Here is a 26,186-nt window from a genome sequence, read left to right on the forward strand (position 1 = left end):
CCGCCCGTCCAGCCAGGTCCGACGCGCGGGCGGACCGGGGCGGCGTTGCTCTCCGGTCGCAGGCACCGTACCCGCGCGGGAGACCGGGCGTAACCCCCCGGGATCAGCGCGGGCCGGGGCGGCCCTCCCGGCCGCCGGGCTCGCGGTCCTCGTCGTCCTCCTGCTCGGGGACCCGGCAGGAGCGCTCCAGCCAGAGCGCCGCCGCCACCAGCGCCAGCCCGGCGAGCAGGCCGGCGCCGGCGATCGGCCGGTCGTCCATCGCGGCGTCGGTACGCTCCACGAGGAGCCAGCCGGTCAGCCCGGCGTAGAACCCGGCGAAGATCGCGCCGGCCAGCGCGGACGCCTTGGCCAGCACCACGAACCGGGCCACCAGCAGCGGGTTGACCGGGTCACGGCCCGGCCGGCGCTCGATGCGCCCCCGGGTGTTGACCGCGGCGTACGCCTCCAGCACGGCCAGCGCGGCGAGCGTGACCACCGGCAGCCAGGGCAGGTCCGGCAGGTAGTCGTAGTAGAGAGTGCTGATCAGCAGCCAGGCCAGCGCGGCGGCGCCGAGACCGGCCACCACCAGGGTGGAGATCCGGGTCGGGCCCATCCGGGACCGCTCGGGGCCCGTTCCGCCCGGTCGTGGGGATCGTGCCTGCGTCATGCCGGCCGGCTCCACTGGGTCATGCGGTCGACTCTATCGCCAGATCCGGCCGGGGGCGCAGATCCAGCGCGTCGTCGGCCGCCGGACCGTTGTTGAGCAGGTCGGTCAGCCAGCCGTGGCCGGGCAGCCGCCCGTACGGCTGGAGGTCGATCCACGGCCGCAGCACGAAGGCCCGCAGGTGGGCCCGGGGGTGCGGCAGGGTCAGCTCGGGGTCGTCGCTGAGCACCGGCTCGTCGCCGTCGGTCCACACGGCGATGACGTCCACGTCCAGGGTGCGCGGCCCGAAACGCCGCTGCGGGTCGCGGGTCCGTCCGGCGGCGCGCTCCGCCGCCCGGGCCCGCTCCAGCCAGTCGTACGGGGTCGCGGCCGGGTCCTCGGCGAGCAGCACGGCGTTCAGGTACGCGGGCTGGTCCGCGTCCCCCCACGGTGGAGTCTCGTAGACGCCGGAGACCAGGAGCACGCTGTCGCCGAACGCCGAGACGGCCGAGCGCAGGTGGGCCAGCCGGTCGCCGAGGTTGCTGCCCAGGGAGAGGACGGCGCGGGTCACCGGTCCCGCCGCCGCGTCATCGTGACGGCCACGTCGGTGAAGGCGTGCGGCACGGGCGCCTCCGGCTTGTGCACGGTGATCGTGGCGGCCTCGACCCGCGGGTCGGCCAGGCAGACGGCCAGCAGCCGGTCGGCGAGCGTCTCGATCAGGTTGACCGGCTCGCCGGTCACCACCGCGACCAGCCGCTCGGCCAGTTCGCCGTAGTGGACGGTGTCGCCCACCTCGTCGGAGCGGGCCGCCGGGGCGAGGTCCAGCTCCAGGACGGCGTCGACGACGAAGTCCTGCCCCTGGGCGCGTTCGAAGTCGTACACCCCGTGCCGGCCGTGCGCCCGCAGGCCGGTCAGCTGGATCCGGTCGGTCATCGGTCTCCTCCGTGGTCGGCGGCGCGGCCGGCGCCGGCGTGGGCCGGGCGGGCCCCGCCGGTGGACGCGGGTGCCAGGCGGGGCGCGCCGGTGGCCTGCCAGACGGCGAGGGCGTCCACGGTGGCGCGGACGTCGTGCACGCGCACGCCCCAGGCGCCGGCCGCCACCGCGAGCAGGCTGGTGGCGACGGTGGCCACGTCGCGGCCGTCCGTGGGGCGGGGGGTGCCGTCGGGGCCGGCCAGCAGCCGCCCCAGGTACGACTTGCGGCTGGACGCGAAGAGCAGCGGGAAGCCGAGGTCCAGCAGCTCGGACAGGTGCCGGCTCAGTTCCCAGTTGTGCGCGGCGGTCTTGGCGAAGCCCAGCCCCGGGTCGACGACGATGCGGTCGGCGGCGACCCCGGCCCGCAGCGCCTCGTCGACGCGGCGGCCCAGCTCGGCGCGCACGTCGGCGACCACGTCGGCGTAGCGGGCCAGCTCCCCCATCTCGCGGGAGTGCCCCCGCCAGTGCATGAGCACCCAGGGGCAGCCGGCGTCCCGGACCACCCGGGCCATGTCGGGGTCGGCGAGGCCGCCGGAGACGTCGTTGACCACGGCCGCGCCGGCGGCGAGGGCCGCCTCGGCGACCCGTGCGCGGGTGGTGTCGATGCTGACCGGCACGCCGGCGGCGGTCAGCTCCCGGATCACGGGCACCACCCGGGCCGTCTCGGTCTCCGCGTCGACGCGGTCGGAGCCGGGCCGGGTGGACTCGCCCCCGACGTCCACCAGGTGGGCGCCGTCGGCCCGCAGCCGCACGCCGTGTCCGACGGCGGCGTCGAGGTCGGCGTACCGTCCGCCGTCGGAGAAGGAGTCGGGCGTGACGTTGAGGACGCCCATCACCACCGGGGTCGAGGCCCGTACCAGATCGGTCACGGCTAGACGGTACCGGTCGACCGGGGCGCCCCGAGCGGGCCGGGTCGAGGGCGGTGACATGCGCATTCGAACGGGTGTACGATCGGTCGTCCGGGTCGGATCGGGCAGACTCTTCGCGGCTTGTCGCAAACAGTGGGTGCCCGTACGCTTTGGAATTGCCCGGCATCGAGATGGCGAAGCCTGGAGGGAGGGCCGAAGCGGGAAATTCCGCCCAAAGCTCACCACCCTCCGTGGTGGGTAACGAACGCAGGGTCGCCGACGCTGCGCACAGGGAGCACCGTTCCCGCCAGGCATGCCTACTGCACCACCGCGGCGCCGCCGGCCGCGACTTGGGGAGGTTCCAGTGATCGCCATCGAGCTGATGGACACGGCGACGTCCGCCGCCGCCCACACGCTCTCCGCCCTGGCGTCGACTCCACTCGCCGAGCCCGCGCCCAAGGGCATCGACACCGAGGGTGTCGTCACCTTCTTCGCCAGCAAGATCGCACCGATCCTGCTGGCCGTGCTGGGCGTCATCTTCATCGGGCGGGCCAGCCGGGGTGAGATCTCCAAGGTCCTCACCAGCTCGGCGATCGCGATCGTCGGGCTCGCCTTCATCGCCGGAGCCGCCACACTCTTCTTCATCGGCGACTACCTGATCGACCTGATCTTCGAATAGGCGCGGGCACGAGATGCGGCTGCGCACCGACGACGACATCTACCGGGCTCGCCTGGTCTACCTCGGGCCGCCCGGCTACACCCTTCCCGTCCACCTGCCGTACGCCCAGTACGGGCTGTTCATGCTGCTCGTCCCCCTCTACATGTTCATCCACTGGCTGTTCACGTTGCAGGTCGAGCTCTTCCCCGCCTGGGAGATCGCGCTCGCCATCGTGAGCACCTCGTTCATCTTCCGGTACGTCGACCCGGACCGGCCCGCGCGCATGGTGATCCGCACCGCGCTGACCGACTGGCGGCGGACCCGGGAGCCGGCCGCGGAGCAGCGGGACCCCCGCCTGGTCGGCAGTCGGATCAGGATCCGGGAGGAACTGGCATGACCGGTCGCACCCCGACCAGGCAGTCGAACGACGCGGATGAGGCGGTCGCATGAATCGCAGTTCCACGCCGGGTTCCCCGGCAGGGCGCCCGGCCGTCCCGCACGGTAACCGTGCGCGGTCGTTCGACTACCCGGACAATCCCGAGGCGGACGAGGTCGCCCTCGACCCAGCCCTGGTGACCACCCCCGGGCACGGTGGCGTGGGCGTCTTCCAGGCGCCCCGTCCGGCCCCACGCCGGATGCCGCCGGCCGAGCCGCAACCCGCCGGCACCGGCGACAGCGCCGACATCGACTCGCCCTTCCTCGACCTGTTCGGCGGCACGCGCCCCGGCGCGACCCGGCCGACGGCGCCCCCGCAGCGAGCCGGCGGGCGGGAGCAACCCGCCATCGGGCAGCAGCCGGCCGCCGCACCGGCCGCGCTCCCGCCGGCTCCCGCCGCTCCCCTGCCGCCGCCCGCCCGGGCGGGCCACGGGGCCGACGCCTACCGGACCGACCACCCGGCCGACGCGACCCACCGGACGTCCCCGGCAATCACACCAGCCGTCGAACAGCCCACGGCCGACGCGTACGAGCCGCCCGCCCGACCGGCCAGGTCCCGGGTGCCGCACCAGTCAGGGGACCGGCTGCCCACGCTCCGCCCACCGGCGGAGGCGGAGAACGCAGCGGCCGGCGTGCCGCCCGTCGCGGCGGCACCGCCGTCGTCCCACCCCGCCCCTCTCCAGCCGGCACCGCTCGACCCGCCCGCGCCGGACCCGGCGGCCGAGCCGGCGTCCCGCCGCAGCGGGGAGCGCCCGTCGGAGCGGGCCGGCCGGGAGGTGGCGCCGCCGCGGCAACGCTCCGCCGGCCGGCGCGACCGGCCCACCAAGCCCGTCCGGGTCAAGGCACCGAAGATCAAGTTCGGGGACCGGGACCCGGCGGTCGAGCTGGCCATCACCGAGATCGCCGGCCACCTCACCTTCACCCCCAACACCGTCACCGCCTGGTACTGGCTGCCGGAGGTGCGCTGGGCGTTCCGGCCGGACGCCGAACGGGAGGCGCTGCTCTCGGCGATCTCCGAGCAGTACGCCGGGCTGGCCGGCTTCCGGCTGCACCTGCGGCGCACCACCCGGCCCTTCCCGGCCGACGAGTGGGCCCGCACCATCGACGCGCACACCCACGCCCCGCTGCCCGACGTGCCCGGCACCGCCGGCTGGGGCGACCACCTGGTGGCCGCGCAGCGGCACCTGCTCTCGGTCAACCACGCCGAGGGGCAGACCTACCTCGGCGTCACCTTCGCCCGGCGGTCCCTCGGCGACTCGCTCACCGAGCGGCTGCTGCGCACCTTCGGCCGGGGCGTGGCCGAGGGCGAACGCCGCAAGCTCGGCCGCACCGTCGAGCAGTTCGACGAGGTGCTGGGCGCGTTCGGCATGCGCGGCCGGCGGGTCACCGCGCAGGAGCTGGAGTGGCTGCTCTACCGCTCGGTGGCGCTCTGCATGGCACCGCCCGGGCAGCTCTCCCCGCTCACCGACGGCAAGTGGGAACGCGGCGACCTGCTCGCCCTCACCGAGCAGGTCGAGCGCTACCGCACCCCGTACGGCTCCACCGTCAAGCTGGTCAACCGGATGACGGGCGAGGAACGGCACGTCGCCGTGCTGGCGGTCGGCCGGATGGAGCCGCTGGAGATCCCCGAGCGGCACGAGCCCTGGCTGCACTTCCACGAGCGGCTGCCGTGGCCGATGGAGCTCTCCACCCGCGTCGACATCCTCGGCTCGGGCGACTCCTTCCGTAACCTGGAGCACCGGCTGCGGATGATCCGCTCCCAGCAGCTCGACTACGCGGAACACGGCATCGACGCCCCGCCCGAGCTGGAGCGGCTGGCCAAGCGGGCCCTGGTGATCGGCGACGAGATGACCACCGGGCTCCCGGTCGACTCCGCCCGCGCGCACGGCTGGCACCGGATCGCCGTCGGCGGCCGCAACCGCGAGGAGTGCCTGGAGCGGGCCCGCCGGCTGATCCAGCTCTACTCCCGCGAGCTGCGGATCTCGCTGCAACACCCGAAGAACCAGGACTGGCTGGCCCGCGAGTTCATCCCCGGCGAGCCGATCGCCAACACCGGCTACGTCCGGCGGATGCCGGTCAACCTGCTCGCCGCCGCGCTCCCCCAGGCCGCCTCCACCGTCGGCGACCGGCGCGGCGACCTCATCGGGCGCACCGCCGGCACCTGCCGCCGGCCGGTCTTCCTCGACCTGCACTTCCCGATGGAGGTACGCGAACGCTCCGGGCTCGCCGTCTTCGTCGCCGAGCCGGGCGGCGGCAAGTCCACCCTGCTCGGCGCGCTCGGCTACCTCGCGGCCCGACGCGGGGTCCAGGTGACGCTGCTCGACCCGTCCGGCCCGCTCGCCCGGCTCTGCGCCATGCCGGAACTGCGACCGTACGCGCGGGTGCTGAACCTGACCGGCTCCGAGCACGGCACCCTGGCCCCGTACTCGCTCATCCCGACGCCGCTGCGCAGCGAGTTCGGCACCGGGGCCTCGGGTGACCGGGAGTTCGAGATCGCGGTCTCCAACGCGCGCGCCGAGCGGCGGATGCTGGTGCAGGACATCTGCATGATGCTGGTGCCCCCGCAGGTCGCCCGGGAGGCGTCCACCGCCACCCTCTTCCGGCACGCCGTACGCCAGGTGCCGGCCGAGGAGACCTCCACCCTGGACGACGTGGTCGCCTGCCTCAGCCAGCTCGACGACGACGCCGGCAAGGAACTGGCCAACCTGCTGCTGGACACCGCCGAGATGCCGCTGGCCATGCTCTTCTTCGGCCGGCCGCCGGAGGGACTGCTCGGCGCCGACGCCGCGCTCACCGTAATCACCATGGCCGGACTGCGACTGCCCGACCTGAAGATCGAGCGCGAATACTGGTCCGCCGAGGAGGCGCTGGCCCTGCCGATGCTGCACACCGCGCACCGGCTCGCCGTACGCCGCTGCTATGGCGGCTCGATGTCGTCCCGGAAGCTGGTCGGCCTGGACGAGGCGCACTTCATGGAGGGGTGGCGCTCCGGGCGGTCGTTCCTGGTCCGGCTCGCGCGCGACTCCCGCAAGTGGAACCTCGCCGCGCTGGTGGCCTCGCAGAACCCGCGCGACATCCTCGGCCTCGACGTGCAGAACCTGGTCTCGACCGTCTTCGTCGGCCGGATCGCCGAGGACGCGGAGATCGCCTCCGAAGCGCTCCGCCTGCTGCGGGTGCCGGTCAACGACGGCTACGAGGCCACCCTCGCCTCCCTCTCCACCGCCGACGCCACCAGCGCGACCCGGCTCGGCTTCCGCGAGTTCGTCATGCGGGACGTCGACGGCCGGGTGCAGAAGGTCCGGGTCGACGTCTCGTACGTCGACGGGCTGCTGGACCACCTCGACACCACCCCCGCCGCGATCGCCGCGGCGGCCGGGGTGCTGCCGGCCATCCTGCCGAACATGGAGGCGTGACATGGCGCGGGCCCGGGCACGGTTGGCGGCGTTCCTGCTCGCGCTCGGCGTACTCGCCGGGGCCACGATCGGCTGGCCGGCCGTGGGCGCCATGGCCGCCGCCCCCGCGCCGCTGACGGCCCAGGCGAAGGCCGACCTCTGCACCACCCCGGAGTGGCAGGCCGACTTCCGCACCTGCGTCGGCAAGCTCAAGGAAGTCGCCGACTCCGAGGTCAAGTGCCGGAACGCCCCGACCCCCGGTGCTCCCGACTCCGGGCTCGCCGGCTGGTTCGCCTCGCGACCGGAATCGGCCAAGCAGCCGGGCCCGAAGGGCTTCTACAGCGACTACGGCTACGCCGGATACAGCTACTCCACGTACGACGTCGACAGCGGTTGCGCAACCGCGGTGCTGCACCCCGACTACAAGTTCACCAACACGGTGGCAAATGGCGAGTTCATGATCGCCACGGCGATCGTGGGCGCCTCGAACGCACTGCGGGAACGTGCCTGGGACCCGCGCTCGATGTGGGGCTGGGCCGACCCGTTGGTGGACCAGGCGACCAAGGCCGTCTACCAGAAGGTGTTCAGCGTCTTCGGCATCGTCACGCTCTGCGTGGTCGGCCTGTACCTGCTCTGGCGCTCCCGCCAGTCCGACATGAGCAACGCGATGACCACGGCGGGCTGGGCGCTGCTGGTGATGGTGGCGGTGACCGCCCTGGCCGCCTGGCCGGTCAAGTCGGCCAACATCGCCGACGGCACCCTCGTCACCACCCTGGGCGTGGTGCACGACGCGGTCGGCCCGGCCACCAAGGACACTCCTCCGAGCCAGTGCGACGACCCAAATCCAGAGGCGTGTAAGGACAACCGTCCGCCCGCCGTGCGTGCCAGTGACACGGCGACGGAGGCCATGCTCTACCGCAACTGGCTGCGGGGCATGCTCGGCTCCGCGGACAGCGAGACCGCGAAGAAGTACGGACCGGCCCTCTACGACGCGAAGTCGCTCTCCTGGGAGGAGGCGGCGAAGCTCCGGTCGAATCCGGCCACGCGAGAGGCCACCATCAAGGCGAAGCAGCAGCAGTGGGCGCGGGTCGCGCAGCAGATCGAGACCGAGGACCCGGAGGCGTACGAGTACCTCCAGGGCGTCCGGGACATGGACCGGGTGGGCGCCGGGTTCATCGCGGTGCTGGCCGCAGTGCTCTTCGCGATGTTCGACCTGACCGCCTCGCTGCTGGTGCTGCTGGGCTTCCTGATCTTCCGCTGGGCGGTGATCGCCGCGCCGATCCTCGGCACGGTGGGCCTGATGCGCCCGGCCAGCGCGGGGCTGCGGCGGTTGGCGAACGCGGTGGTCGCCGCCGTCTTCAACATCGCCATCTTCGGCACCGGTGCCGCCATCTATCTCTTCGCGGTCGACCTCATCATGAGCACACCGACCCTGCCCGGCTGGCTCCAGGTGGTGCTGGTCTGGCTCTGCGGCGTGGTCGGCTGGCTGCTGCTGCGCCCCTACCGGCGGATCACCCAGCTCGGCGGCAAGGACAGCAGCGAGGCGGTCAGCTCGGCCGGTTCGTGGCACCGGCGCTTCTTTCGGGACATGCGCACGGCCGCCCGACTCGACGTCGCGGAACCCGGCGGCACGGCCGAGCCGGCGATGGGCCGGCGTCGTGGCGTCGTGGCTGAGCAGACCACCCTGCGGCCCGAGGCCAGGCGGGAGGATCCGGCGCACGCGCGTACGGGTCAGCAGGAGCGGCAGGCGGCCACCACCGGCGGGGAGGAGCGGCAGCGGCCCGACGGCCGCGAGCAGGCCGCCGAGGAGGCGAGGCCGGCCGAGGGCCGGGGCACCTCCCGCCCGGTCGCGCCCCAACCCCGGCGACGGCAGCCGTCCACCTGGACGGAGCCGGACGTGCCGGACGAGAACCCGTCGTTCGTCATCTACCGGCCCGGATCGGTGGAACGCGAGCCTGACCGGCCCACTCCACGGATCCGCACCGAGGCTCGGTGAGTGCGGTGCGACGGGCGGTCGAATTCCTGGTCACCCGGGTGCTCCGATCCCGGATCGGCATCGCGGTCGGTATCGCCGTGCTCGTGTTCGGGATCATCGGAGCGGCACGGCTGGTGTCCGGTCCCGGCGATCCCACCTCCGGGCTCAGCAACCGTCCGAGCCGGCCGATCACCACGGTCGCCCCGACCGCCGGTGACGACGGGGCGTTCTCGACGGGCGCTCCTCCCTCCCCGGTCACCCGCCCCGGCGACCTCACGCCGGAGCAGACCGCCGAACGCTTCGTCGCCGCCTGGCTCGGCAAGCCGGGCATCACGGCGGAGCGGTGGCAGGAGGACCTGCGTCCCCTGTCGACCCCGGCGCTGACCGACAAGCTGGCCGGCGCCGACCCGTCCGGGGTACCGGCCGGGCAGGTGGACGGCGACGTCACGCTCCGGCCCCGGGCCGAGAACTTCGTCGAGGTGTTGGTCCCGCTCGACACGGGACGACTCCGCCTCGAACTGGTGGCGCCCGACGGGCGGTGGCTGGTGGACGCGGTGGACTGGGAGCAGGAATGAGCGACGAGACCCGACCCCGCCGTCGGCAGCTCCGGCTCGGCGCACTGGCCGCCGCGCTGACGGCGACGCTCGCCCTGCTCTGCTGCACCGGCGGCGCGGGTGCCTTCTTCCTCACGGAACTGGGCGGCGAGTCCGCAGACCCCATGACGCCGGTGAGCATGGACTGCAAGGAGGACTACCGGGTCGACATTCGCGGCAAGATACCCCGGATGGCGGGATACGGTCAGGTCCAGCTCCGCAATGCCGCCCGCATCATCAAGGTCGGGCAGGAGATGAAGGTGCCGCCGCGCGGCTGGGTGATCGCCGTGGCGACCGCCATGCAGGAGTCCCGGCTGCGCAACCTAGCGAACCGGACCGTCGGCGAGTCCGAGAACCTACCCAACGAGGGCGTCGGTGCCGATCACGACTCCGTCGGGCTGTTCCAGCAGCGGGCGGGTTGGGGCACCGTCGCGCAGCGGATGACGCCCGAGTACGCCGCCCGGAAGTTCTACGAGAAGCTCGTCAAGGTGCCCGGCTGGGAGACGATGCCGCTGACCCGGGCCGCTCAGGCCGTGCAGATCAGCGCCTTCCCGGACGCGTACGCCAAGCACGAGGACATGGCCGCCCGGATCGTCAACGCGCTGGCCGGTGGGGCCGCCCGGATCGCGCTGGTCGACGGCAAGAAGGCGTGTGACCGGGCCGCCGCCGGGCAGATCGCGGCCTCGGGCTGGACGGCTCCCATTCCCGGCGGCGTCGGCTCGGGCTTCCGCACCGCGAGCCGACCCGGGCACAACGGGGTCGACATCGCCGCACCGAAGGGCACCGACATCCGGGTCGCCGCCACCGGACGCGTCCTGGTGTCCCGCTGCGACCCGGACAATCGGAACCGGCTCACGTGCAACGTCGACGGCTGGCCGAACAAGGGGGGCTGCGGCTGGTTCGTCGACGTCCTGCACGCCGGCGGCTTCATCACCCGCTACTGCCACATGGTGAGCAAGCCACGGGTCAAGGTCGGCCAGCTCGTCGAGGCCGGCGCGGTCATCGGGGAAGTGGGCAGCAGCGGCAACTCCTCCGGCCCGCACCTGCACTTCGAGGTACACGAGGACGGAGACCGGAGCAGCCGCGGCGCCATCGATCCGGTGCCGTTCATGCGGTCGCGCGGCGCGCCGCTCAAGGGCGTCGGATGAGACGCTCGCCGTCATGAACGAGCCGTTTCCCGACCCGTTCGCCGACCATCCGGACTGGGCGCCCCAGCCGCCCCGACCGATCGAGATCGTGCCAGCCACCGGCCGCGTCGAGCTCCGTGGGCGGCGCGTGCTGGTCGGCCTACCCGGGCTCGGCTGGCGCGGTGACCTTCGCGCAGACGACCGGGTGGTGCAGAACAGCCGGACCTACGTGCCGGTCATCCCCGAGCACGAGTGGTACCGCGCGGAATCCGACCAGGTGGAGGTCTTCGCGCCGCTGGTGCCGGTCGAGCGGGTCTGGGTGGAGACGGTGGGGGCCCGGCGGCCGGACGCGTCGGTGGACCGCGAGGCGGGCGTCCGCCTGGTCTCCCTGGACGCCCCGGCGCACCGCATGCCGACCCCGGTCTTCGAGTCGGACGCCGTCACAGGTCGCCGGGTGGTGCACGTCGTGGACTCCGTCGAGCACCGGGACCTGCGGGCCGTCACGGAGACCTACTCCGGCGCGGAAGGCGACATCTGCGTCCGGGTGACACCGGAGGTGGACTGGTACCGCTGGGCCTGGCGGGGCCAGTCACCAACCACAATGGAGGTTCCGGTACATCTCCTCTGGATCGAGTGACGCTCAGCTGGCCATACGGCCACTGCAGATCCGCCACCCTTCGTCTCGTTCGACCACATCGAACACCCAATCCTCGCGCCTGCTGCTGCGAGGCTGGCCGTTGACTGAGCTCGAGATGGTGAGCGTCGTGGCAACTGACTCACCCTCGCTCGTCTCGGTTCGGGTGAGCGGTCCCCAACTGACTCTGACTACGACGCCGAAGTTGGCCTCACGCTGCTCGATCTCGCTGCGCAACCCGGAAACTGCAGCTCGATCGCCGTTCCCCTGACAAGTGAAGAGGTTGGCGCGGGTGTCGTTGCGGTCCACGAGGAAGGCGCGCAGGTAGTTGTCCACCACCACGTCGGGCGCGCTCCGGTCGGGTGCCGCAGCCCGGTTGTAGAGCACGTATCCGGCGGCCACCCCGCCGAGGCAGAGTGCCACGACGACGCTGGTGACCACGGTGAGCACGGTGCGCAGCCGCCGCCGTGGCCGCTCCGGCGCCGGGGCCGGCGAGGGCGGCGCCAGGTGGTCGGAGGGGGGCCGTTGCGCCGGTACGCGGGAGACCTGGGAACCGGCGGGGGGCTGCACTGATTCCACCCCCTGAGGCTAGCGGCTGGGCGCGGTAGACCCAATGCCCCAGATCCAGCGGATCGTGACGGACCACTCCCCATCGGTGAGATCCACGACATCCCCGGCGCAGTGCCGCCGCGCATCCCGGACGAGTCGGCCCGACTGGGTTACGGTCTCTGCGCGGGGAGGGGTTGCCAGCCTCGGGCAGAGGGGGTGGACGCGGTGGCCGGTCCGAAGGCACGCACCAACCGCGCCGCCGCACTGCACAGGCGGGCCGCCGCCACCGCGACCGCCGCCGCCAGCGTCCTCGACGACACCCGGCCTGTCCCCGCCGACCAGCGCCGCCAGTACGAACTGGCCGACCGCCTCCGGTCCGCGGCGGCGGTGCTGGCTCCCGGCTGGGCGGGCGCCCCCCTGGAGACGACGGCACCGACCACACCGGCCGGTGAGGGGCCGCCGCCCTTCGTCCGCGTCGGGACGGCGGCACCGCTGGACGACGCCCGCTTCCCCGCCCTGGTGCCGCTGCTCGGCACGGGGCATCTCTCGGTGGACGTCGACACCCGGGATCCCCGGGTGGCGGGGCTGCTGCGGGGCGTACTCCTGCGGCTGCTCGCGGCGACCCCGGCCGGGGCGTTGCTGGTCCGCGCGGTGGACGCGACCGGCACGGCCCTCGCGCCGTTCGCGCCGCTCGCGGACGCGGGCCTGCTGCCGCCCCCGGCGGTGGACGTGGCGGGCCTGCGGGCCGTGCTCACCGAGGCCGAGCAGTGGGTGGCGCCGGGGACGAGCGGACGGCGCCGGCACGACCGGACGCTGCTGCTGGTGATCGCCGCCCTGCCCGAGTCGACCGGAGCCACCGACCTGGCCCGGATCGAGGCCCTGGCCGAGCCGGGCCGGTCCGCCGGCCTGCACCTCGTGGTGGCGGGCTGGCCCCCGGCGGGCGACCGGGAGCCGCTGCCGCGGGCCACGACGCTGGCGGTCCGCACCGCGTACGCGCTGCTGGGCGACCCGCCCGGCGGGTCGTTCGCCGGCCCGGGCGCCGATCCTCCGGGCGGGCTGAACTCGCCGGTCTTCATCGAGGCGGACCCGCCGGCCGAACTCGTCGACGCGGTGTGCCGCCGGCTGGCCGCGCAGGTGGAGGCGGGCTCCCGGCTGGCGCTGACCGATCTGCTGCCGGCGGCCGACGAGGAGCTGTGGACGGCGAGCGCGGTGGGCGGGCTGACCACGACCGTCGGGGACGCCGGGGGCCGCCCGGTGTCGCTCGGTTTCACGGAGCTGACGCCGCACTGGCTGGTCAGCGGCCGGTCGGGCGCGGGCCGGTCCACCTTCCTCACCACCGCGCTGCTCGGCCTGACCGCCCGGTACGGCCCCGACGAGCTGGCTCTCTACCTGGCGGATCTCGCCGACACCGAGTCCTTCGTGGAGTTCCTCCAGACCGAGCGGGACCGGTCGTGGATCCCGCAGGTCCGGGCCGCCGCGATGGCCGCCGACCGGGAGTACGTGCTGAGCCTGCTCGACGAGCTGGTGGCGGAGGTGCGGCGGCGCGAGGAGGCGGGCGGCCGGGCCGGCGGGCAGCGCTTCGCCGAGCTGCGGGAGCACCGCGCCATGCCCCGGGTCGTCTGCGTGCTCGACAACCTCCCGCTGCTCTTCGCCGAGCGGGATCGGCTGGCCGCCGACGCCGCCGCCCGGCTGGACGTGCTGGCCCGCACCGGGCGCGCGTACGGGGTGCACCTGGTGCTTGCCGGAGAGGGCGACCTGGGGTTGGGCTCGCGTACGGACCGGGACTCGGTGCTGGGGCAGTTCCCGGTGCGCGTGGCGCTGCCCGGCGGGGGCGCCGTGCTGGAGCCGACGAACGACTCGGCCGCCGGGCTGCCGGTGGGCAGCGCGGTGGTGAACACCGCCGGCGGGCTCGGCGGGCCCCGGGGCGCGATCCGGGGGCACGAGCGGATGGTCCGGTTCCCGGACCCGCAGGACCACCCCGACACGGTGGAGGAGCTACGGCACCGGCTGTGGTCGGCCCGCCCGGAGGGGTCCACCCCACCGGTGGTCTTCGCCGGTTACGCACGCCCGCTGCTGCGCAACGATCCCCGGCACCGGGCCGCGCTGGCCGGGCAGGCGCCCGGCCCCGCCGCCCTGCTGGGCCGGGCGGTGGACGTGCCCCGGACGACCGTGGCGGTGCCGCTCGGGCCGGCCCCGGGGCGGAACCTGGCCGTGCTCGGCCCCGGGCCGGAGGCGGTCCGGCTGCTGGCCACCGCCGCGCGCAGCACCGCGGCGCACCACGAGCCGGGGACCGCCCGCTTCGTGCTCGCCGCGCCGGACGAGGACTGCCGGCCGGTGGTCGAGGCGTTGGCGGCCGAGCTGGTCGGGCGGCACCCGGTGGACACCGTGGACCTCGCCGGCCTGCGCGCCGCCGTGGACGATCCCGTGCCGGCCTACCTCGTCGTCTTCGGACTGGACGTGCCGACGCCGGAGCAACTGCCCCCGGAGCGGCTGCGCGCGCTGCTGCGGGAGGGACCGCCCGCCGGCCGGCACCTGCTGGGCCGCTGGCGGACGGTGCCGTCGTTCGCGGCGCTGCTGGAACCGGAGGGCGAGGTGGACAAGCTCGCCGCCGTGGCCGTGGTGGATCTGCCGGGCGCACAGCTCGCGTCGGTCTTCGGCCGGCAGGTGCAGTGGCGGCCCCGCCCCGGCCGGGCGGTGCTCTGGGACGGCCCCGGCGAGCAGGGCACCGTGCTGGTCCCGTTCGCCGAGGAGGGGGAGGCGGTATGACCCGCGGCGGGGCACGGACCACGGCGGGGCACGCCGCGCCGGGACGGCAGCGTTCCGGCGCCGACCCGACATCGGAGCGTACCGACGCGGACGGGCGGGCGGGATCCGTCGACGCGGTGTCCGTCGCGTGGACCGAGTACCTCGCCGCCGCCCGCCAGCTCGACGGGATACGCCGTGACGCGGCCACCGCCGCCGGCGAGCAGGCCCGGTCGGTGCAGGCCGCCCGCGAGGAGCTGACCGCCGTACGCACCCGGCTGGCGTCGCAGGAGGCCCGGCTGCGCGAGCGGGGCGTACCGCCGATCTCGCTGGTCCCGACGCCGCCGGAGGTGACCGAGGCGGCCCGGTCGATGGCGGGCGGGCCGGCGGCGGTGCTGGCCGCGCTGCGCGCCGCCCGGGGCCGGGCGGACGCCGCGGACGCGACGCTCTCCGCGCGTGGGCTGCCCCGCCTGGCCGGCTGGCCGCCGCACCTGCGGAACCTGCTGGTGTACGCGCCGCTGGCGCTGCTGGTGCCGGCGATCCAACTGGCGTTGTTCGTGGCGACCGGCACCGGGGCGGCGAGCGTGGCCGCGCTGGTCTGCGGGCTGCCGATGCCGGCGGTGGCGTTCGCGGCGGGCTGGATCGGCGTCGGGCGGCTCTTCCCGCCGCCGGAGGGCGGCCGGGTGCAGCGCACGACCCGGCTCGGCGCGCTGGTGTGCCTGGTCCCGGCGGTGCTGGTCAGCGCGGGGCTGTTGCTCGCGATGCTGGCCGGCTGAGCCTCGCCGCACCGGCCCACGTCGGCCCGCTCGACGTCGCCGTCGGGTCCCGGTGGCGATCCTCGACGCTGACGCGCGACGGCCGGCCGACCCGGGTGCGGGGCGGCCGGCCGGTCTGTCGCGGTCAGCGGGGGATGATCAGCGCCATCGCCTCGGCGCGCGACTTGGCGTCACGCTGGAGGGTGCCCCGCACGGCCGAGGTGATGGTCTTGGCGCCCGACTTCTGGATGCCGCGCATCGCCATGCACATGTGCTCGCATTCGAGCACCACCACCACGCCGCGCGGCGCGAGCCGCTCCATCAGCAGGTCGGCGATCTGCGAGGTGAGCCGCTCCTGCACCTGCGGCCGGCGGGCGAATACCTCGACCAGCCGGGCCAGCTTGGACAGGCCGGTGATCCGGCCGTCCGGCCCCGGGATGTAGCCGATGTGCGCGCTGCCCCGGAACGGCAGCAGGTGGTGCTCGCAGAGGCTCATCACGTCGATGTCCCGGACGAGCACCAGCTCCTCGTGGTTGGCCTCGAAGGTGGTGCTGAGCACCTGGGCCGGGTCGACCCGGAGGCCGGCGAAGAGTTCGGCGTACGCGCGGGCGACCCGGGCCGGGGTCTGCTGGAGCCCGTCGCGGTCCGGGTCCTCCCCGACGGCGATCAGGATCTCGCGGACGGCCTTCTCGATCCGCCCGAGGTCCATGGTCTCCTCGATGGGCCGACCGGTGAGCCTGCCGCTGATCAGGCGCGCGGCGACGTAGTCGAGGGTGTCGTCACCGTCGGGCTCGGTCGCGGAGACGGCCAGTTCCCGGTGCTCCCGAGAACTGGCCGTCGGGTCGGTGCTCAGTGCGTACCGTCCGAGTTGTTGGAGTTGTTCGAGGTGCCGCCGCCCACCGTCGCCTGAGCGCCGTCGGCCTGGGCCTGCACCTTGAGCGCGTCCTTCTCCGCCGGCGTGAGCACGGGCGGCTCGGTGGAGGGCTGGCGCTTGCCGAAGCCGTTGTACGGCGCCATCGGCGGCCGCTTGGCCACCCGGGCGCAGATCCGGGCCATGTCGGCGGTGGAGAGGGTCTCCTTCTCCATCAGCTCCAGCACGATGTTGTCCAGGACGTCCCGGTATTCCACCAGGATCTCCCAGGCCTCGTCGTGGGCCAGCTCGATCAGCGCCCGCATCTCGCCGTCGATCTCGGCGGCGACGGCGTCGGAGTAGTCCCGCTCGTGGCCCATGTTGCGGCCGAGGAACGGCTCGTCGCCGCTGGTGCCGTACTTGATCGCGCCGAGCTTGGAGCTCATGCCGTACTGCGTGATCATCGCGCGGGCCAGCTGGGTGGCCTTCTCGATGTCGTTGCCGGCGCCGGTGGTCGGCTCGTGGAAGACCAGCTCCTCGGCGGCCCGGCCACCCAGCGCGTACGCCAGGGTGTCGATCATCTCGGCGCGGGTCTGGGTGTACTTGTCCTCGGTGGGGAGGACCAGGGTGTGGCCGAGCGACCGACCGCGGGACAGGATCGTCACCTTGTGCACCGGTGCGGCGTGCGGCAGCGCCCAGGCGACCAGCGCGTGCCCACCCTCGTGGTACGCGGTGATCTTCTTCTCCTGGTCGCTCATCACGCGGGTCCGGCGCTGCGGACCGGCGATCACCCGGTCGATCGACTCCTCCAGGGAGTCGTTGGTGATCGCCCGCTGGTCCTTGCGGGCGGTGAGCAGCGCGGACTCGTTGATCACGTTGGCCAGGTCGGCACCGCTGAAGCCCGGGGTGCGCCGGGCCACCGAGTCGAGGTCGACGTCGGGGGTGAACGGCTTGCCCTTGGCGTGCACCCGCAGGATCGCCTTGCGGCCCTCCATGTCGGGGGCGTCCACCGGGATCTGCCGGTCGAAGCGGCCCGGGCGCAGCAGCGCCGGGTCGAGGATGTCCGGCCGGTTGGTGGCGGCGATCAGGATGACCCCGCCCTTGGTGTCGAAGCCGTCCATCTCGACGAGCAGCTGGTTGAGCGTCTGCTCGCGCTCGTCGTGACCGCCGCCCATGCCGGCGCCGCGGTGGCGGCCGACGGCGTCGATCTCGTCGACGAAGACGATGGCCGGGGCGTTCGCCTTGGCCTGCTCGAAGAGGTCGCGGACCCGGCTGGCGCCGACACCGACGAACATCTCCACGAAGTCCGAGCCGGAGATCGAGTAGAAGGGCACCCCGGCCTCGCCGGCGACGGCGCGGGCCAGCAGCGTCTTACCGGTGCCGGGCGGGCCGAAGAGCAGCACGCCCTTCGGGATCTTGGCGCCCAGGGCCTGGTACTTCGCCGGGTTCTGCAGGAAGTCCTTGATCTCGTGCAGTTCCTCGACGGCCTCCTCGGCGCCGGCCACGTCCGCGAACGTGGTCTTCGGCGTATCCTTGGTGATCATCTTCGCCTTGGACTTGCCGAAGTTGAGCACCCGGGAGCCGCCGCCCTGCATCTGCGACATGAAGAAGAGCAGCAGGAGCACCAGCAGGGCGATCGGGAGCAGGTTGACCAGCAGGCTCACCCAGATGCTGTCGGACGACACCTTGGCGTCGGCCGGACCGGTGACCCGGTTGTTGGCCTTGGCCTCGAGGACCTCGTTCCAGACCTCGTTGCCGACCTCGTAGGGGAACTGCGCCTCGATCCGGTCGGTGGTGGTGTCGCCGAACTTGACCTTCTCGGCCAGGTCGAGCTGGATCGTCTGTTCCTTGTCCTGGAAGACGACCTTGTCGATCTTGGGCTGGCCGGTGTTGAGCTGGTCGAGCGCAACGGAAGTGTCCACCCGGTGGTAGCTGGGACCAGCGGTGAACAGTTGACTGAGCACAACGGCGCCGAGGATGACCAGGATGATCCAGACCACCGGTCGGCGGAAGAAACGCGTACGTTCCATGCTGTTGTCGAGCGCCGAGGCGCCCGCATCCTCCTGATCGACGTCCTGACCGTCTGATGGTGTCGCCGCCTGCGGCGGCGGCTCGAGCCGCCGTGCGGGCCGGCTCGACCCCGAGGCGCGAAACTGCCGCGCCGCGGTCATTCGACGGTACACCGTGCACGCGAGGAGTGAGCTTGCGAGCCCCGCAGTCGCGCACAAGGAGAGCAGCTGTGCGCGCAGCGAGCGAGCTTGCGAGCCCCGCGATCACGCACGATCCGAACATCGCGCGTGCGCGGAACGCGCCTGCAAGCCAACAAATTACGCGTAGGGCGAACCGGGTCCAACCGACGTGACGGGAGCTCCGCGCCCGCCCTCCCGACCGCCGGTCTCCGCGGTTCGAGGGGGCCGGGCATGGAGGGTGCCTCCACGCCACCGGCCTCCACCGTAGTCCGATTCGCTGAGAACCCGCTGAACGTCCGCTCGATGGGCGCCGATGCGAGAAGGGCTCAGGCCAGGGGCGAGGGCGGCTCAGGTCCGGGCGTACACCTCGGGCTTGAGCACGCCGACGTAGGGCAGCTCGCGGTAGCGCTCGCCGAAGTCGAGGCCGTAGCCGACGACGAACTCGGTTGGGATGTCGAAGCCGACGTACTTCACCGGGACCGGCACCTTGACCGCGTCGGGCTTGCGGAACAGCGCGACCACCTCGACGCTCGCGGCCGAGCGGGACTCCAGGTAGCGCAGCAGCCAGGAGAGGGTCAGGCCGGAGTCGACGATGTCCTCGACCACGACCACGTGCCGGCCGGCGATGTCCCGGTCCAGGTCCTTGAGGATGCGGACCACCCCGGAGGAGGTGGTGCCCTGGCCGTAGGAGGAGATGGCCATGAAGTCCAGCTCGGCGGGCGGCCCGCTGCGTCCCAGCGCCCGGGCGAAGTCGGCCATGAACATCACCGCGCCCTTGAGGACGCAGACCAGCAGGAGCCCGTCATCGACGTCGGCGTAGTCCGCCGAGACCTGCTTGGCGAGTTCCGCGGTCTTCTCGCGGATCTGCGCCTCGGAGATGATCACGTGGTCGATGTCGGCGTCGTACCAGGAGCCGTCAGCCATGACTCCTAGCCTGCCGTACGCCGGCTGGCCTCCGTCGGCGGGGCCGCCCCTTTTGGGCGCGGTCCCACCCCGGACGAATGGCACGAAGGCCGCGATCCACCTCAGCAGACACGCGACCGCCAGCGGCGACCGTCGTCGGACGGCTTCCAGTCGGCCGAGTCCCGGGTGTCGGCGGTGAGGCCGACGGCCGAGGCCAGGGCGAGGACGACGAAGAAGAACAGGAAGAGCAGGATCTCCATGGCGGCGCTCGCTTTCGCATGGTTGCTGTCGTTTTCGCCGCCGGTGCGCACCGGACTGGAACCAGTTTCCGTCGACCGCCACCGCCCGGACAGTGGCAGGAATGCCATGCGCCCTCGATTTCCTGCCACCCGGACGGTTACCCTCGTCACATGCTGAGATCGGTCGCCGTCCTCGTCCTGGACCAGGTCGCCACGTTCGAGCTCGGGGTCCTCGCCGAGGTCTTCGGGACCGACCGCACCGCCGACGGGTTCCCCGGACACCGCTTCCACGTGTGCAGCCCCGACGGGGCTCCGGTCCGCACGTCGTCGGGCTTCCACCTGACCCCGCACACCGACCTCGGCCCGATCGAGGAGGCCGACCTGGTCGCCGTCCCGGCCCACCAGCACGGCACCGTCGTGCCGGCCACCGTGCTCGCCGCGCTGCGCCGGGCCGCCGACCGCGGGGCGTACGTGTTCAGCGTCTGCTCCGGGGCGTTCGTGCTGGGCGAGGCCGGCCTGCTCGACGGCCGGGACTGCACCACCCACTGGCGGTACGTCGACGAACTGCAACGCCGCCACCCGACCGCCAGGGTCCGGTGCAACTCGCTCTACGTGCAGGACGACCGGCTGCTCACCAGCGCCGGCACGGCGGCCGGCATCGACGCCTGCCTGCACCTGATCCGCCAGGAGCACGGCTCGGCGACGGCCACCCGGCTGGCCCGCCGGATGGTCGTCCCCCCGCACCGCGACGGCGGGCAGGCGCAGTACGTGGAGGCGCCCATCCCCAAGACCCCCGAGGCGCCGACCCTGGAGCCGGTGCTGGAGTGGCTGATGGGGCACCTGGACCGCCCGGTCACCGTCGACGAGCTGGCCGCCCGGGCGGAGATGTCCCCGCGCACGTTCGCCCGGCGGTTCCGCGCCGAGACCGGCACCACCCCGCACGACTGGCTGACCAACCAGCGGGTGCTGCTGGCCCGGCGGCTGCTGGAGGAGACCGGGCTCAGCGTCGAGGCCGTCGCCGACCGGGCCGGCTTCGGCGACTCGGCGGCCCTGAGGCACCACTTCGCCCGCCGGGTCGGCGCCACCCCGCACACCTACCGGAGCACCTTCCGCGACCGGGTGGAAACCTGAGGCCCGGGCCCACGACGACCGCCCGCATCGCCGGGGGCGTGGCACTCGGCCGGGCCGGGGCTCCGGTCACCAGCCGCCCATCCCGCCGCCCACCCGGGGCTCCGAGCCGACGACGTAACCGCCGTCCGGCAGCCGCCAGATCGCCTGCCCGTGCCCGAAGACCGCCGGCTCCTCCGCGACGGCGATCTCGTGGCCCCGGGCCCGGAGCTCGGCGACCGCGGCCCGCCCCTCGGCGGTGGCGACCAGCTCCGGCTCGACCAGCACCGACCGGCCGGCATGCCAGTACCAGCGCGGCGCGTCCAGTGCCGCCTGCGGGTCGAGCCCGCCGTCCAGGGTCGCCGAGACCAGTTGCACGTGCCCCTGCGGCTGCATGTGCCCGCCCATCACCCCGAACGGGCCCACGGGCCGCCCGTCGCGGGTGAGGAAGCCGGGGATGATGGTGTGGTAGGGCCGCTTCGCCGGCCCCACCGCGTTGGGGTGGGCGGGGTCGAGGCGGAACCCGAGCCCCCGGTTCTGCAGGGCGAAGCCGTGCCCGGGCAGCACCACGCGGGAGCCGAAGGCCAGGTAGGTCGACTGGATCAGGCTGACCATCATGCCGTCGGCGTCGGCGGTGCAGAGGTAGACCGTGCCGCCGCGCTCCGGGTCGCCGGCGGTCGGCTCCCCGGCCCGCTCGGTGATCAGCGCGCGGCGGGCCGCCGCGTACTCCGGCGAGAGCAGCGCCTCCGTCGGCACCGGCACCCGCTCCGGGTCGGCGACGTGGGCGTGCGCGTCGGCGAAACCGAGCTTCATCGCCTCGATCTGCCGGTGCAGCCGCTCGGCGAGCGGCAGCCCGGCGAGGTCCGCCCCGTCCAGGATGTGCAGCGCCAGCAGCGCCGCCAGGCCCTGCCCGTTGGGCGGCAGTTCCCAGACCTCGTGGCCCCGGTAGGGGGCGGCCACCGGAGTCACCCAGGTCGAGGTGTGCCGGGCCAGGTCGTCGCCGGTGAGGAGGCCGCCGGTGCGGGCCGCGTGCGCGGCCAGCGCCGCCGCGATCCCGCCCCGGTAGAAGTCCTCCGCCCCGGTGTCGGCGATCAGCCGCAGGGTCTTCGCCGCGTCCGGGTTGCGCCACCGCTCCCCGGGCCGGGGCGCCCGGCCGCCGGGCGCGAACAGCCGGTCGAACTCGGCGAACTCCGCGCCGGTCGGGCCGGGCGCGGCGAGCGCCCGGGACCAGATCCCCGCCACGCCCGGGGAGACCGGGTGACCGTGCTCGGCGTAGCCGATCGCGTCGGCGAAGAGATCGGCGAAGGGCAGCGAGCCGAACCGGTCGTGCAGGTCGCGCCAGCCGGCCGGCGCGCCGGGCACGGTCACCGGCAGCCAGCCCCGGGCGGGCATCACCGGGCCCGCCCGCTGTGCGCCGCCCAAGGCGTCGACCGGGGCCGCGCCGCGCCCCCCGGTCGCGGCGAGCACCAGCTCGCGGGTCAGGGCCGCCGGGGACCGGCCGGAGGCGTTGAGGCCGTGCAGCCGCTCGCCGTCCCAGACGATCGCGAAGAGGTCGCCGCCGATGTCGTTGGACGGCGGCTGCACCACTGTCAGGGTGATCGCGGTGGCCAGCGCGGCGTCGACGGCGTTGCCGCCGCGTCGCAGCACGGCCAGGCCGGCGGCCGCGGCCAGCGGCTGGCTCGTCGCCACCGCGCCGTGCGGCGCGTAGAGCGGCTGTCGGGGGTACGCCATGCGCCATGTCTACCGCCTCCCGGCGGATCCCGCGGCCCCGGGACCGGGCCCCGGCTTCTCGGCGCAGCGGATCAGCGGGGGCCGATGGCGGCGAGCCGGCCGTCGCGGCGGAGCACCCGCAGCCCGCCCGGCAGGTGCGCCGCCCCCTGCCCCCGCCAGCCGGTGACCAGCGTGTCCAGGGCTGTCACGTGCCGGTGCGACAGGGCGGCGGGCGGGGCGCCCAGCTCCCGGGCCCAGGCGTGCAGCACCCGGCCGCGCACCGCGGGCGGGAGATCGGCCAGCGCCCGCACCGCGAGCCCGCCGTCGGGGTGGCGGACGTCGACCAGCGCGGCGGCGGCCAGCTCGTCGAGGACGGCGTTGTCCGCCGCCACCAACCGGGCGGTCCGCGCCAGGTTGTCCAGCACCCCCGGCCCGAGCGCGCGGACCAGGGCGGGCAGCAGGTCGGCGCGGACCCGGGCCCGGGCGTACGACGGGTCGGCGTTGTGCGGGTCCTCCCAGGGGCTCAGCCCGAGCACCGCGCACGCCGTGCGGGTCTGCTCCCGGCCGACCTCCAGCAGCGGGCGCAGCAGCGGCACCCCGTCGAGGTCCCGTCGGGCGGGCATCCCGGCCAGGCCGCGCGGGCCGGCGCCCCGGGCGAGCGCGAGCAGCACGGTCTCCGCCTGGTCGTCGCGGGTGTGGCCGGTGAGCAGGGCCGCCGCCCCGAGCCGGTCGGCCACGTCGGCGAGCGCCCGGTAACGGGCCTCGCGCGCGGCCGCCTCGGGCCCGCCCGGCCGCCCGGCCACGTCGACCCGCACCGACTCGACCGGCGCCAGGCCGATCCCGCGGGCCCACGCCACCACCGCCGCCGCCCGCTGCGCCGACCCCTCCTGGAGGCCGTGGTCGACGGTCACCAGGCCGGCGGCGCGGCCCAGCCGGGGCGCCACGAACGCGGTGGCGGCGGCCAGCGCGAGCGAGTCCGCGCCGCCCGAGCAGGCGACCAGCACCGGCCCTCCGGGCGGCAGGCCGGCCAGCGCGCGGCGGACCGCCACCCGGATCGCGGCCACCGGCGGGGCGAGCGCGGCCACGGGCGTGCGGTCAGCCGGCGGTCGGGGCCGGGCCGACCGGCCCGTGCACCCGCGCCACCCAGGCGTCCGGGTCGCCGAGCTCCTCCAGCCGGGGCAGGGTGAGCGGCGAGCCGAAGATCTTGTTGAAGCCCTCCATGCCGACCCGGTCGACCACGCCGTGCACGAACTTGCGGCCCTCGGCGTACTGGCGCATCTTGACCTCGATGCCGAGCAGCCGGCGGATCGCCTTCTCCAGCGGGTTGCCGGCCTCCCGGCGCCGGTTGAACGCCGCCCGGATCCGGTCGACGCTCGGAACCACCTGCGGGCCGACGCCGTCCATGACGAACTCGGCGTGCCCCTCGAGCAGGGTCATCAGCGCGGTGAGCCGGTCCAGCACGGCCCGCTGCGCCGGGGTCTGGACGATGTCCAGCACGCTGGTGCGGCTCTCCGGGTCCTTCACCGCGTCCGAGAGGGTGGCGACGCCCCGGCGCAGCCGCTCCAGCAGGTGCTCGCCGCCGCTGGACGACGCGTCCACGAAGGCCTGCACCTCGCTGAGGAAGTACGCCCGCATCCACGGCACGGCGGTGAACTGGGTGCGGTGGGTCACCTCGTGCAGGCAGACCCAGAGCCGGAAGTCCCGCGGGTCGGCCCCGAGCTTGCGCTCCACCTCGACGATGTTCGGCGCGACCAGCAGCAGCTGCCCCGGGTCGGCGGAGAAGACCTCGTACTGGCCGAGGACCCGACCGGAGAGGTAGGCCAGCACAGTGCCGGCCTGCACGCCGGTGACCCGGGAGCCGATCGCCTCGGTCAGCGCGCTCGGCTGCTTGTCCTTGGTGAGCCGGCCGACCAGCGGGGTGATCACCTCGCGCAGCCCGGCGATGTTGGTCGCCGCCCAGTCCCGCCGGTCTACCACCCGCACGGGCGGGTGGGACACCTGCGAGCGGAGGCCCGTGTAGTCCGCGACGTGCCCCGCCGCCTCGTCGGTCAACCGCCGCAGGTCACCGACCACGTCGGTGGCCTCGGTGTACGACACCCGGGGGCCCGACTTGCTCAGCGCCCCCGCGGTCGCGGCGGCCAGATCCCAGTCCACGAACTGCGCCATGCACCCCACCGTACCCGCGCCGCGACACCCCGGCCCGGGCTCGCGCCGGGCGATCGACGCCCGTCCCGCCCGACGCCCGTCCCGCGAGCGCCGGTCCCGCCAGGAGCCCGTCCCGCACGACGCCGGTCCCGCGCGACGTTGGTCCCGCCACCCACGCCAAGTCCCACCACCGACGTTGGTCCGCCCCCGACGCCCGTCCCGCGCAACGTCGGTTCCGAATGACGCCGGTCAGCGGCAGCCGCAGCCGGCCAGGGCGGCGCCGATGCGGTCCAGCGCGCCCCGGGCGGCCGTCAGCCCGTCCGGGGGGACCGCGTCGGTGAGCACCGCGAAGGTGAGCAGCCGCCCGTCGGCCGTGCTGACCACGCCGGCGACGGCGTGCACCTTGGTCAACGTCCCGGTCTTGGCCCGGACCACCCCGGCGCCGGCCTTCGTCGCCGCCGTCCCGTACCGGTCGGCGAGGGTGCCGGACCAGTCGGCGACGGGCAGACCGCCGAAAATCGCGGCCAGCTCGGGGCGGCTGCCGTCGCCGGCGAGCGCGATCAGGTCGGTGAGCAGCGAGGGGCTGATCCGGTTGCTGCGCGACAGGCCGCTGCCGTCGGCGAGGGTGAGTTCGTCGGCCGGCAGGCCCAGCTCTCCGGCCACCGCGTCCATCGCCGCGCCGGCCCCGACGAACGAGGCGGGCTGGTCGCGGGCCAGCGCGACCTGCCGGGCCAGTGCCTCGGCGACGATGTTGTCGCTGTCACTGATCATGATGTCGACCAGCCGGACCATCGGCAGCGACTCGACCCTGCCCAGCTCGGCGCCGGGCCCCGGGGTGGCGGCACCAGCGGCGGCGGGGGCGGTGCCGCGCGCGACCGCGCCGGCCGGCACGCCGAGCAGCCGGGCGAAGGCCCGGCCAGCCGTCAGGTCGGGCTGGGACACCCGCTCGGCCCAGTGGTTGCCGGCCGCCTCGTCCTTCTTGGCGCGGCTCACGTCGCTGCGGGCCCCGTCGGTCATCAGCGCCGTGATCGCGCCGCCGTAGCCGCCGGTGGGGATGTCGGCGTCCCAACCCGGCTCGAAGACCGGGCCGGAGTAGAGCGACGAGTCGACCGTCACCTTCGTCGGCTTCGTGCCGCCGAGGGCGTCGCGTACCTGGCCGGCCAGGTCGTCGAGGCGGGCCGCGCCCGGGTAGAAACCCTTTTTGTCGACCGCCAGCGTGGGGTCGCCGCCGCCGACGATCACCACCTCGCCCGGGGTCGCGCCGGCCACCGCCCGGGTCGGGATGCGGTACGCCGGACCGCGCGCGGCGAGCACCGTGACCCCGGTGACCAGCTTGGTCACCGAGGCGGGCACCGTGCCGTCGTCCTCGCCGCGGCCGAAGAGCGGCTGGCCGGTGGCCACGTCGGCCACCGACACGTGCACCCGGTCGCCGAGGGCGGGCACGCCGACGAGCGGGGCGAGCGCGGCGCGTACGCCCTCAAGGGTGGGCATCGGCGCGTTCGCGTCCGCGCCGGCCAGCACCGCCGCGGGCGCCGGTTCCGCCGCCGTCGCGGCGGTCCCCCGGCCGGCGGGCTCGTCGCCCAGCCAGTCCGCCACCGGTCCCGGGCGGACCACGGCGATCCCGACGGCGGCCAGCACCAGCACGAGCGCCGCGGCCAGCACGACGGGCAGGGTCCGGCGGCGGCGGGGGGCCGGCGCGGGCGACCCGGCGGCGCCCCGGGGGGTCGGCCCACCGGCGGGC

23 protein-coding genes are annotated in these 26,186 nt (G+C 74.5%); 10 read left to right on the forward strand and 13 right to left on the reverse strand.

Going from position 1 to position 26,186, the window contains the following annotated elements:
• Positions 1-103: 103 nt before the first annotated feature.
• The 4 genes from AB0G08_RS19080 to folP are packed head-to-tail and all read right to left on the reverse strand — an operon-like array spanning position 104 to position 2,463.
• A complete protein-coding gene (locus AB0G08_RS19080) occupies positions 104-646 on the reverse strand; it encodes a DUF3180 domain-containing protein (protein WP_358089442.1) in 543 nt (180 codons plus the stop codon).
• Positions 647-665: 19 nt separating this feature from the next.
• Entirely contained in the window at positions 666-1,193 is a 528-nt protein-coding gene (folK, locus tag AB0G08_RS19085) for a 2-amino-4-hydroxy-6-hydroxymethyldihydropteridine diphosphokinase (RefSeq protein WP_357879177.1), read from the reverse strand.
• Positions 1,190-1,555 (reverse strand): dihydroneopterin aldolase, encoded by a 366-nt coding sequence (folB, locus tag AB0G08_RS19090; RefSeq protein WP_357879174.1) that lies wholly within the window; start codon positions 1,553-1,555, stop codon positions 1,190-1,192. Before folB ends, folK begins: the two co-directional genes overlap by 4 nt.
• Positions 1,552-2,463, reverse strand: coding sequence for a dihydropteroate synthase (folP, locus tag AB0G08_RS19095; RefSeq protein WP_358089444.1), 912 nt, complete (start codon positions 2,461-2,463; stop codon positions 1,552-1,554). Before folP ends, folB begins: the two co-directional genes overlap by 4 nt.
• Before the next feature lie 343 nt (positions 2,464-2,806).
• On the opposite strand from folP, the gene AB0G08_RS19100 reads away from it, so the two are divergent.
• From AB0G08_RS19100 to AB0G08_RS19130, 7 genes are read left to right on the forward strand one after another with little or no spacing between them, the layout of a single operon-like run.
• A complete protein-coding gene (locus tag AB0G08_RS19100; protein WP_358089446.1) occupies positions 2,807-3,121 on the forward strand; it encodes a hypothetical protein in 315 nt (104 codons plus the stop codon).
• 13 nt (positions 3,122-3,134) lie between these two features.
• Complete coding sequence (locus AB0G08_RS19105) at positions 3,135-3,497, forward strand: hypothetical protein (protein WP_089003089.1); 363 nt, start codon at positions 3,135-3,137, stop codon at positions 3,495-3,497.
• Between the two features lie 49 nt (positions 3,498-3,546).
• Entirely contained in the window at positions 3,547-6,948 is a 3,402-nt protein-coding gene (locus AB0G08_RS19110) for an ATP-binding protein (protein WP_358089449.1), read from the forward strand.
• A 1-nt stretch (position 6,949) separates the two neighbouring features.
• Positions 6,950-8,923, forward strand: coding sequence for an MFS transporter (locus tag AB0G08_RS19115; protein ID WP_358089451.1), 1,974 nt, complete (start codon positions 6,950-6,952; stop codon positions 8,921-8,923).
• A complete protein-coding gene (locus tag AB0G08_RS19120; RefSeq protein WP_358089453.1) occupies positions 8,920-9,477 on the forward strand; it encodes a hypothetical protein in 558 nt (185 codons plus the stop codon). Before AB0G08_RS19115 ends, AB0G08_RS19120 begins: the two co-directional genes overlap by 4 nt.
• On the forward strand, positions 9,474-10,643 hold the full coding sequence (locus AB0G08_RS19125) for a M23 family metallopeptidase (RefSeq protein WP_358089456.1): 1,170 nt from the start codon (positions 9,474-9,476) through the stop codon (positions 10,641-10,643). Before AB0G08_RS19120 ends, AB0G08_RS19125 begins: the two co-directional genes overlap by 4 nt.
• A gap of 13 nt (positions 10,644-10,656) precedes the next feature.
• On the forward strand, positions 10,657-11,259 hold the full coding sequence (locus AB0G08_RS19130) for a hypothetical protein (RefSeq protein WP_358089459.1): 603 nt from the start codon (positions 10,657-10,659) through the stop codon (positions 11,257-11,259).
• Positions 11,260-11,262: 3 nt separating this feature from the next.
• Here AB0G08_RS19130 and AB0G08_RS19135 read toward each other — a convergent pair whose 3' ends face one another.
• Complete coding sequence (locus tag AB0G08_RS19135; RefSeq protein ID WP_358089541.1) at positions 11,263-11,826, reverse strand: hypothetical protein; 564 nt, start codon at positions 11,824-11,826, stop codon at positions 11,263-11,265.
• Between the two features lie 195 nt (positions 11,827-12,021).
• On the opposite strand from AB0G08_RS19135, the gene AB0G08_RS19140 reads away from it, so the two are divergent.
• Both AB0G08_RS19140 and AB0G08_RS19145 read left to right on the forward strand, forming a co-directional pair.
• Positions 12,022-14,571, forward strand: a complete 2,550-nt coding sequence (locus AB0G08_RS19140; RefSeq protein WP_358089462.1) for an FtsK/SpoIIIE domain-containing protein — start codon at positions 12,022-12,024, stop codon at positions 14,569-14,571.
• Positions 14,568-15,323: a hypothetical protein gene (locus AB0G08_RS19145; RefSeq protein WP_358089464.1), complete on the forward strand. Its 756-nt coding sequence runs from the start codon at positions 14,568-14,570 to the stop codon at positions 15,321-15,323. The genes AB0G08_RS19140 and AB0G08_RS19145 overlap by 4 nt, the downstream gene beginning before the upstream one ends.
• Positions 15,324-15,447: 124 nt before the next feature.
• Here AB0G08_RS19145 and folE read toward each other — a convergent pair whose 3' ends face one another.
• From folE to AB0G08_RS19165, 4 genes are all read right to left on the reverse strand, one after another.
• On the reverse strand, positions 15,448-16,113 hold the full coding sequence (gene folE, locus AB0G08_RS19150) for a GTP cyclohydrolase I FolE (RefSeq protein ID WP_101413068.1): 666 nt from the start codon (positions 16,111-16,113) through the stop codon (positions 15,448-15,450).
• A 38-nt stretch (positions 16,114-16,151) separates the two neighbouring features.
• A complete protein-coding gene (ftsH, locus tag AB0G08_RS19155) occupies positions 16,152-18,182 on the reverse strand; it encodes an ATP-dependent zinc metalloprotease FtsH (RefSeq protein ID WP_358089467.1) in 2,031 nt (676 codons plus the stop codon).
• Between the two features lie 507 nt (positions 18,183-18,689).
• Positions 18,690-19,265, reverse strand: a complete 576-nt coding sequence (gene hpt, locus AB0G08_RS19160; protein WP_151455493.1) for a hypoxanthine phosphoribosyltransferase — start codon at positions 19,263-19,265, stop codon at positions 18,690-18,692.
• A gap of 101 nt (positions 19,266-19,366) precedes the next feature.
• Positions 19,367-19,504 (reverse strand): hypothetical protein, encoded by a 138-nt coding sequence (locus tag AB0G08_RS19165; protein ID WP_358089470.1) that lies wholly within the window; start codon positions 19,502-19,504, stop codon positions 19,367-19,369.
• Positions 19,505-19,654: 150 nt separating this feature from the next.
• On the opposite strand from AB0G08_RS19165, the gene AB0G08_RS19170 reads away from it, so the two are divergent.
• On the forward strand, positions 19,655-20,614 hold the full coding sequence (locus AB0G08_RS19170) for a helix-turn-helix domain-containing protein (RefSeq protein WP_358089473.1): 960 nt from the start codon (positions 19,655-19,657) through the stop codon (positions 20,612-20,614).
• Between the two features lie 66 nt (positions 20,615-20,680).
• On the opposite strand, the gene AB0G08_RS19175 is transcribed toward AB0G08_RS19170, so the two are convergent.
• From AB0G08_RS19175 to dacB, 4 genes are all read right to left on the reverse strand, one after another.
• Positions 20,681-22,321, reverse strand: a complete 1,641-nt coding sequence (locus tag AB0G08_RS19175) for a gamma-glutamyltransferase family protein (RefSeq protein ID WP_358089476.1) — start codon at positions 22,319-22,321, stop codon at positions 20,681-20,683.
• Between the two features lie 71 nt (positions 22,322-22,392).
• Positions 22,393-23,385: a tRNA lysidine(34) synthetase TilS gene (gene tilS / locus AB0G08_RS19180; protein ID WP_358089479.1), complete on the reverse strand. Its 993-nt coding sequence runs from the start codon at positions 23,383-23,385 to the stop codon at positions 22,393-22,395.
• 10 nt (positions 23,386-23,395) lie between these two features.
• Positions 23,396-24,466, reverse strand: coding sequence for a zinc-dependent metalloprotease (locus AB0G08_RS19185; protein WP_358089482.1), 1,071 nt, complete (start codon positions 24,464-24,466; stop codon positions 23,396-23,398).
• Positions 24,467-24,694: 228 nt separating this feature from the next.
• Positions 24,695-26,116, reverse strand: coding sequence for a D-alanyl-D-alanine carboxypeptidase/D-alanyl-D-alanine-endopeptidase (gene dacB, locus AB0G08_RS19190; RefSeq protein ID WP_358089545.1), 1,422 nt, complete (start codon positions 26,114-26,116; stop codon positions 24,695-24,697).
• Between the last annotated feature and the right edge of the window lie 70 nt (positions 26,117-26,186).

Source organism: Micromonospora sp. NPDC023644 (assembly GCF_040640115.1).
In the GTDB taxonomy this organism is placed as follows: domain Bacteria; phylum Actinomycetota; class Actinomycetes; order Mycobacteriales; family Micromonosporaceae; genus Micromonospora.

Coding starts and splice junctions, on each gene's coding strand:
- hpt (WP_151455493.1), bottom strand. CDS start 19,265: ATGGCTGACGGCTCCTGGTACGACGCCGACATCGACCACGTGATCATC.
- AB0G08_RS19125 (WP_358089456.1), top strand. CDS start 9,474: ATGAGCGACGAGACCCGACCCCGCCGTCGGCAGCTCCGGCTCGGCGCA.
- ftsH (WP_358089467.1), bottom strand. CDS start 18,182: ATGGAACGTACGCGTTTCTTCCGCCGACCGGTGGTCTGGATCATCCTG.
- AB0G08_RS19080 (WP_358089442.1), bottom strand. CDS start 646: ATGACGCAGGCACGATCCCCACGACCGGGCGGAACGGGCCCCGAGCGG.
- AB0G08_RS19115 (WP_358089451.1), top strand. CDS start 6,950: ATGGCGCGGGCCCGGGCACGGTTGGCGGCGTTCCTGCTCGCGCTCGGC.
- AB0G08_RS19110 (WP_358089449.1), top strand. CDS start 3,547: ATGAATCGCAGTTCCACGCCGGGTTCCCCGGCAGGGCGCCCGGCCGTC.
- AB0G08_RS19175 (WP_358089476.1), bottom strand. CDS start 22,321: ATGGCGTACCCCCGACAGCCGCTCTACGCGCCGCACGGCGCGGTGGCG.
- AB0G08_RS19145 (WP_358089464.1), top strand. CDS start 14,568: ATGACCCGCGGCGGGGCACGGACCACGGCGGGGCACGCCGCGCCGGGA.
- AB0G08_RS19170 (WP_358089473.1), top strand. CDS start 19,655: ATGCTGAGATCGGTCGCCGTCCTCGTCCTGGACCAGGTCGCCACGTTC.
- AB0G08_RS19130 (WP_358089459.1), top strand. CDS start 10,657: ATGAACGAGCCGTTTCCCGACCCGTTCGCCGACCATCCGGACTGGGCG.
- AB0G08_RS19165 (WP_358089470.1), bottom strand. CDS start 19,504: ATGGAGATCCTGCTCTTCCTGTTCTTCTTCGTCGTCCTCGCCCTGGCC.
- folB (WP_357879174.1), bottom strand. CDS start 1,555: ATGACCGACCGGATCCAGCTGACCGGCCTGCGGGCGCACGGCCGGCAC.
- AB0G08_RS19105 (WP_089003089.1), top strand. CDS start 3,135: ATGCGGCTGCGCACCGACGACGACATCTACCGGGCTCGCCTGGTCTAC.
- AB0G08_RS19185 (WP_358089482.1), bottom strand. CDS start 24,466: ATGGCGCAGTTCGTGGACTGGGATCTGGCCGCCGCGACCGCGGGGGCG.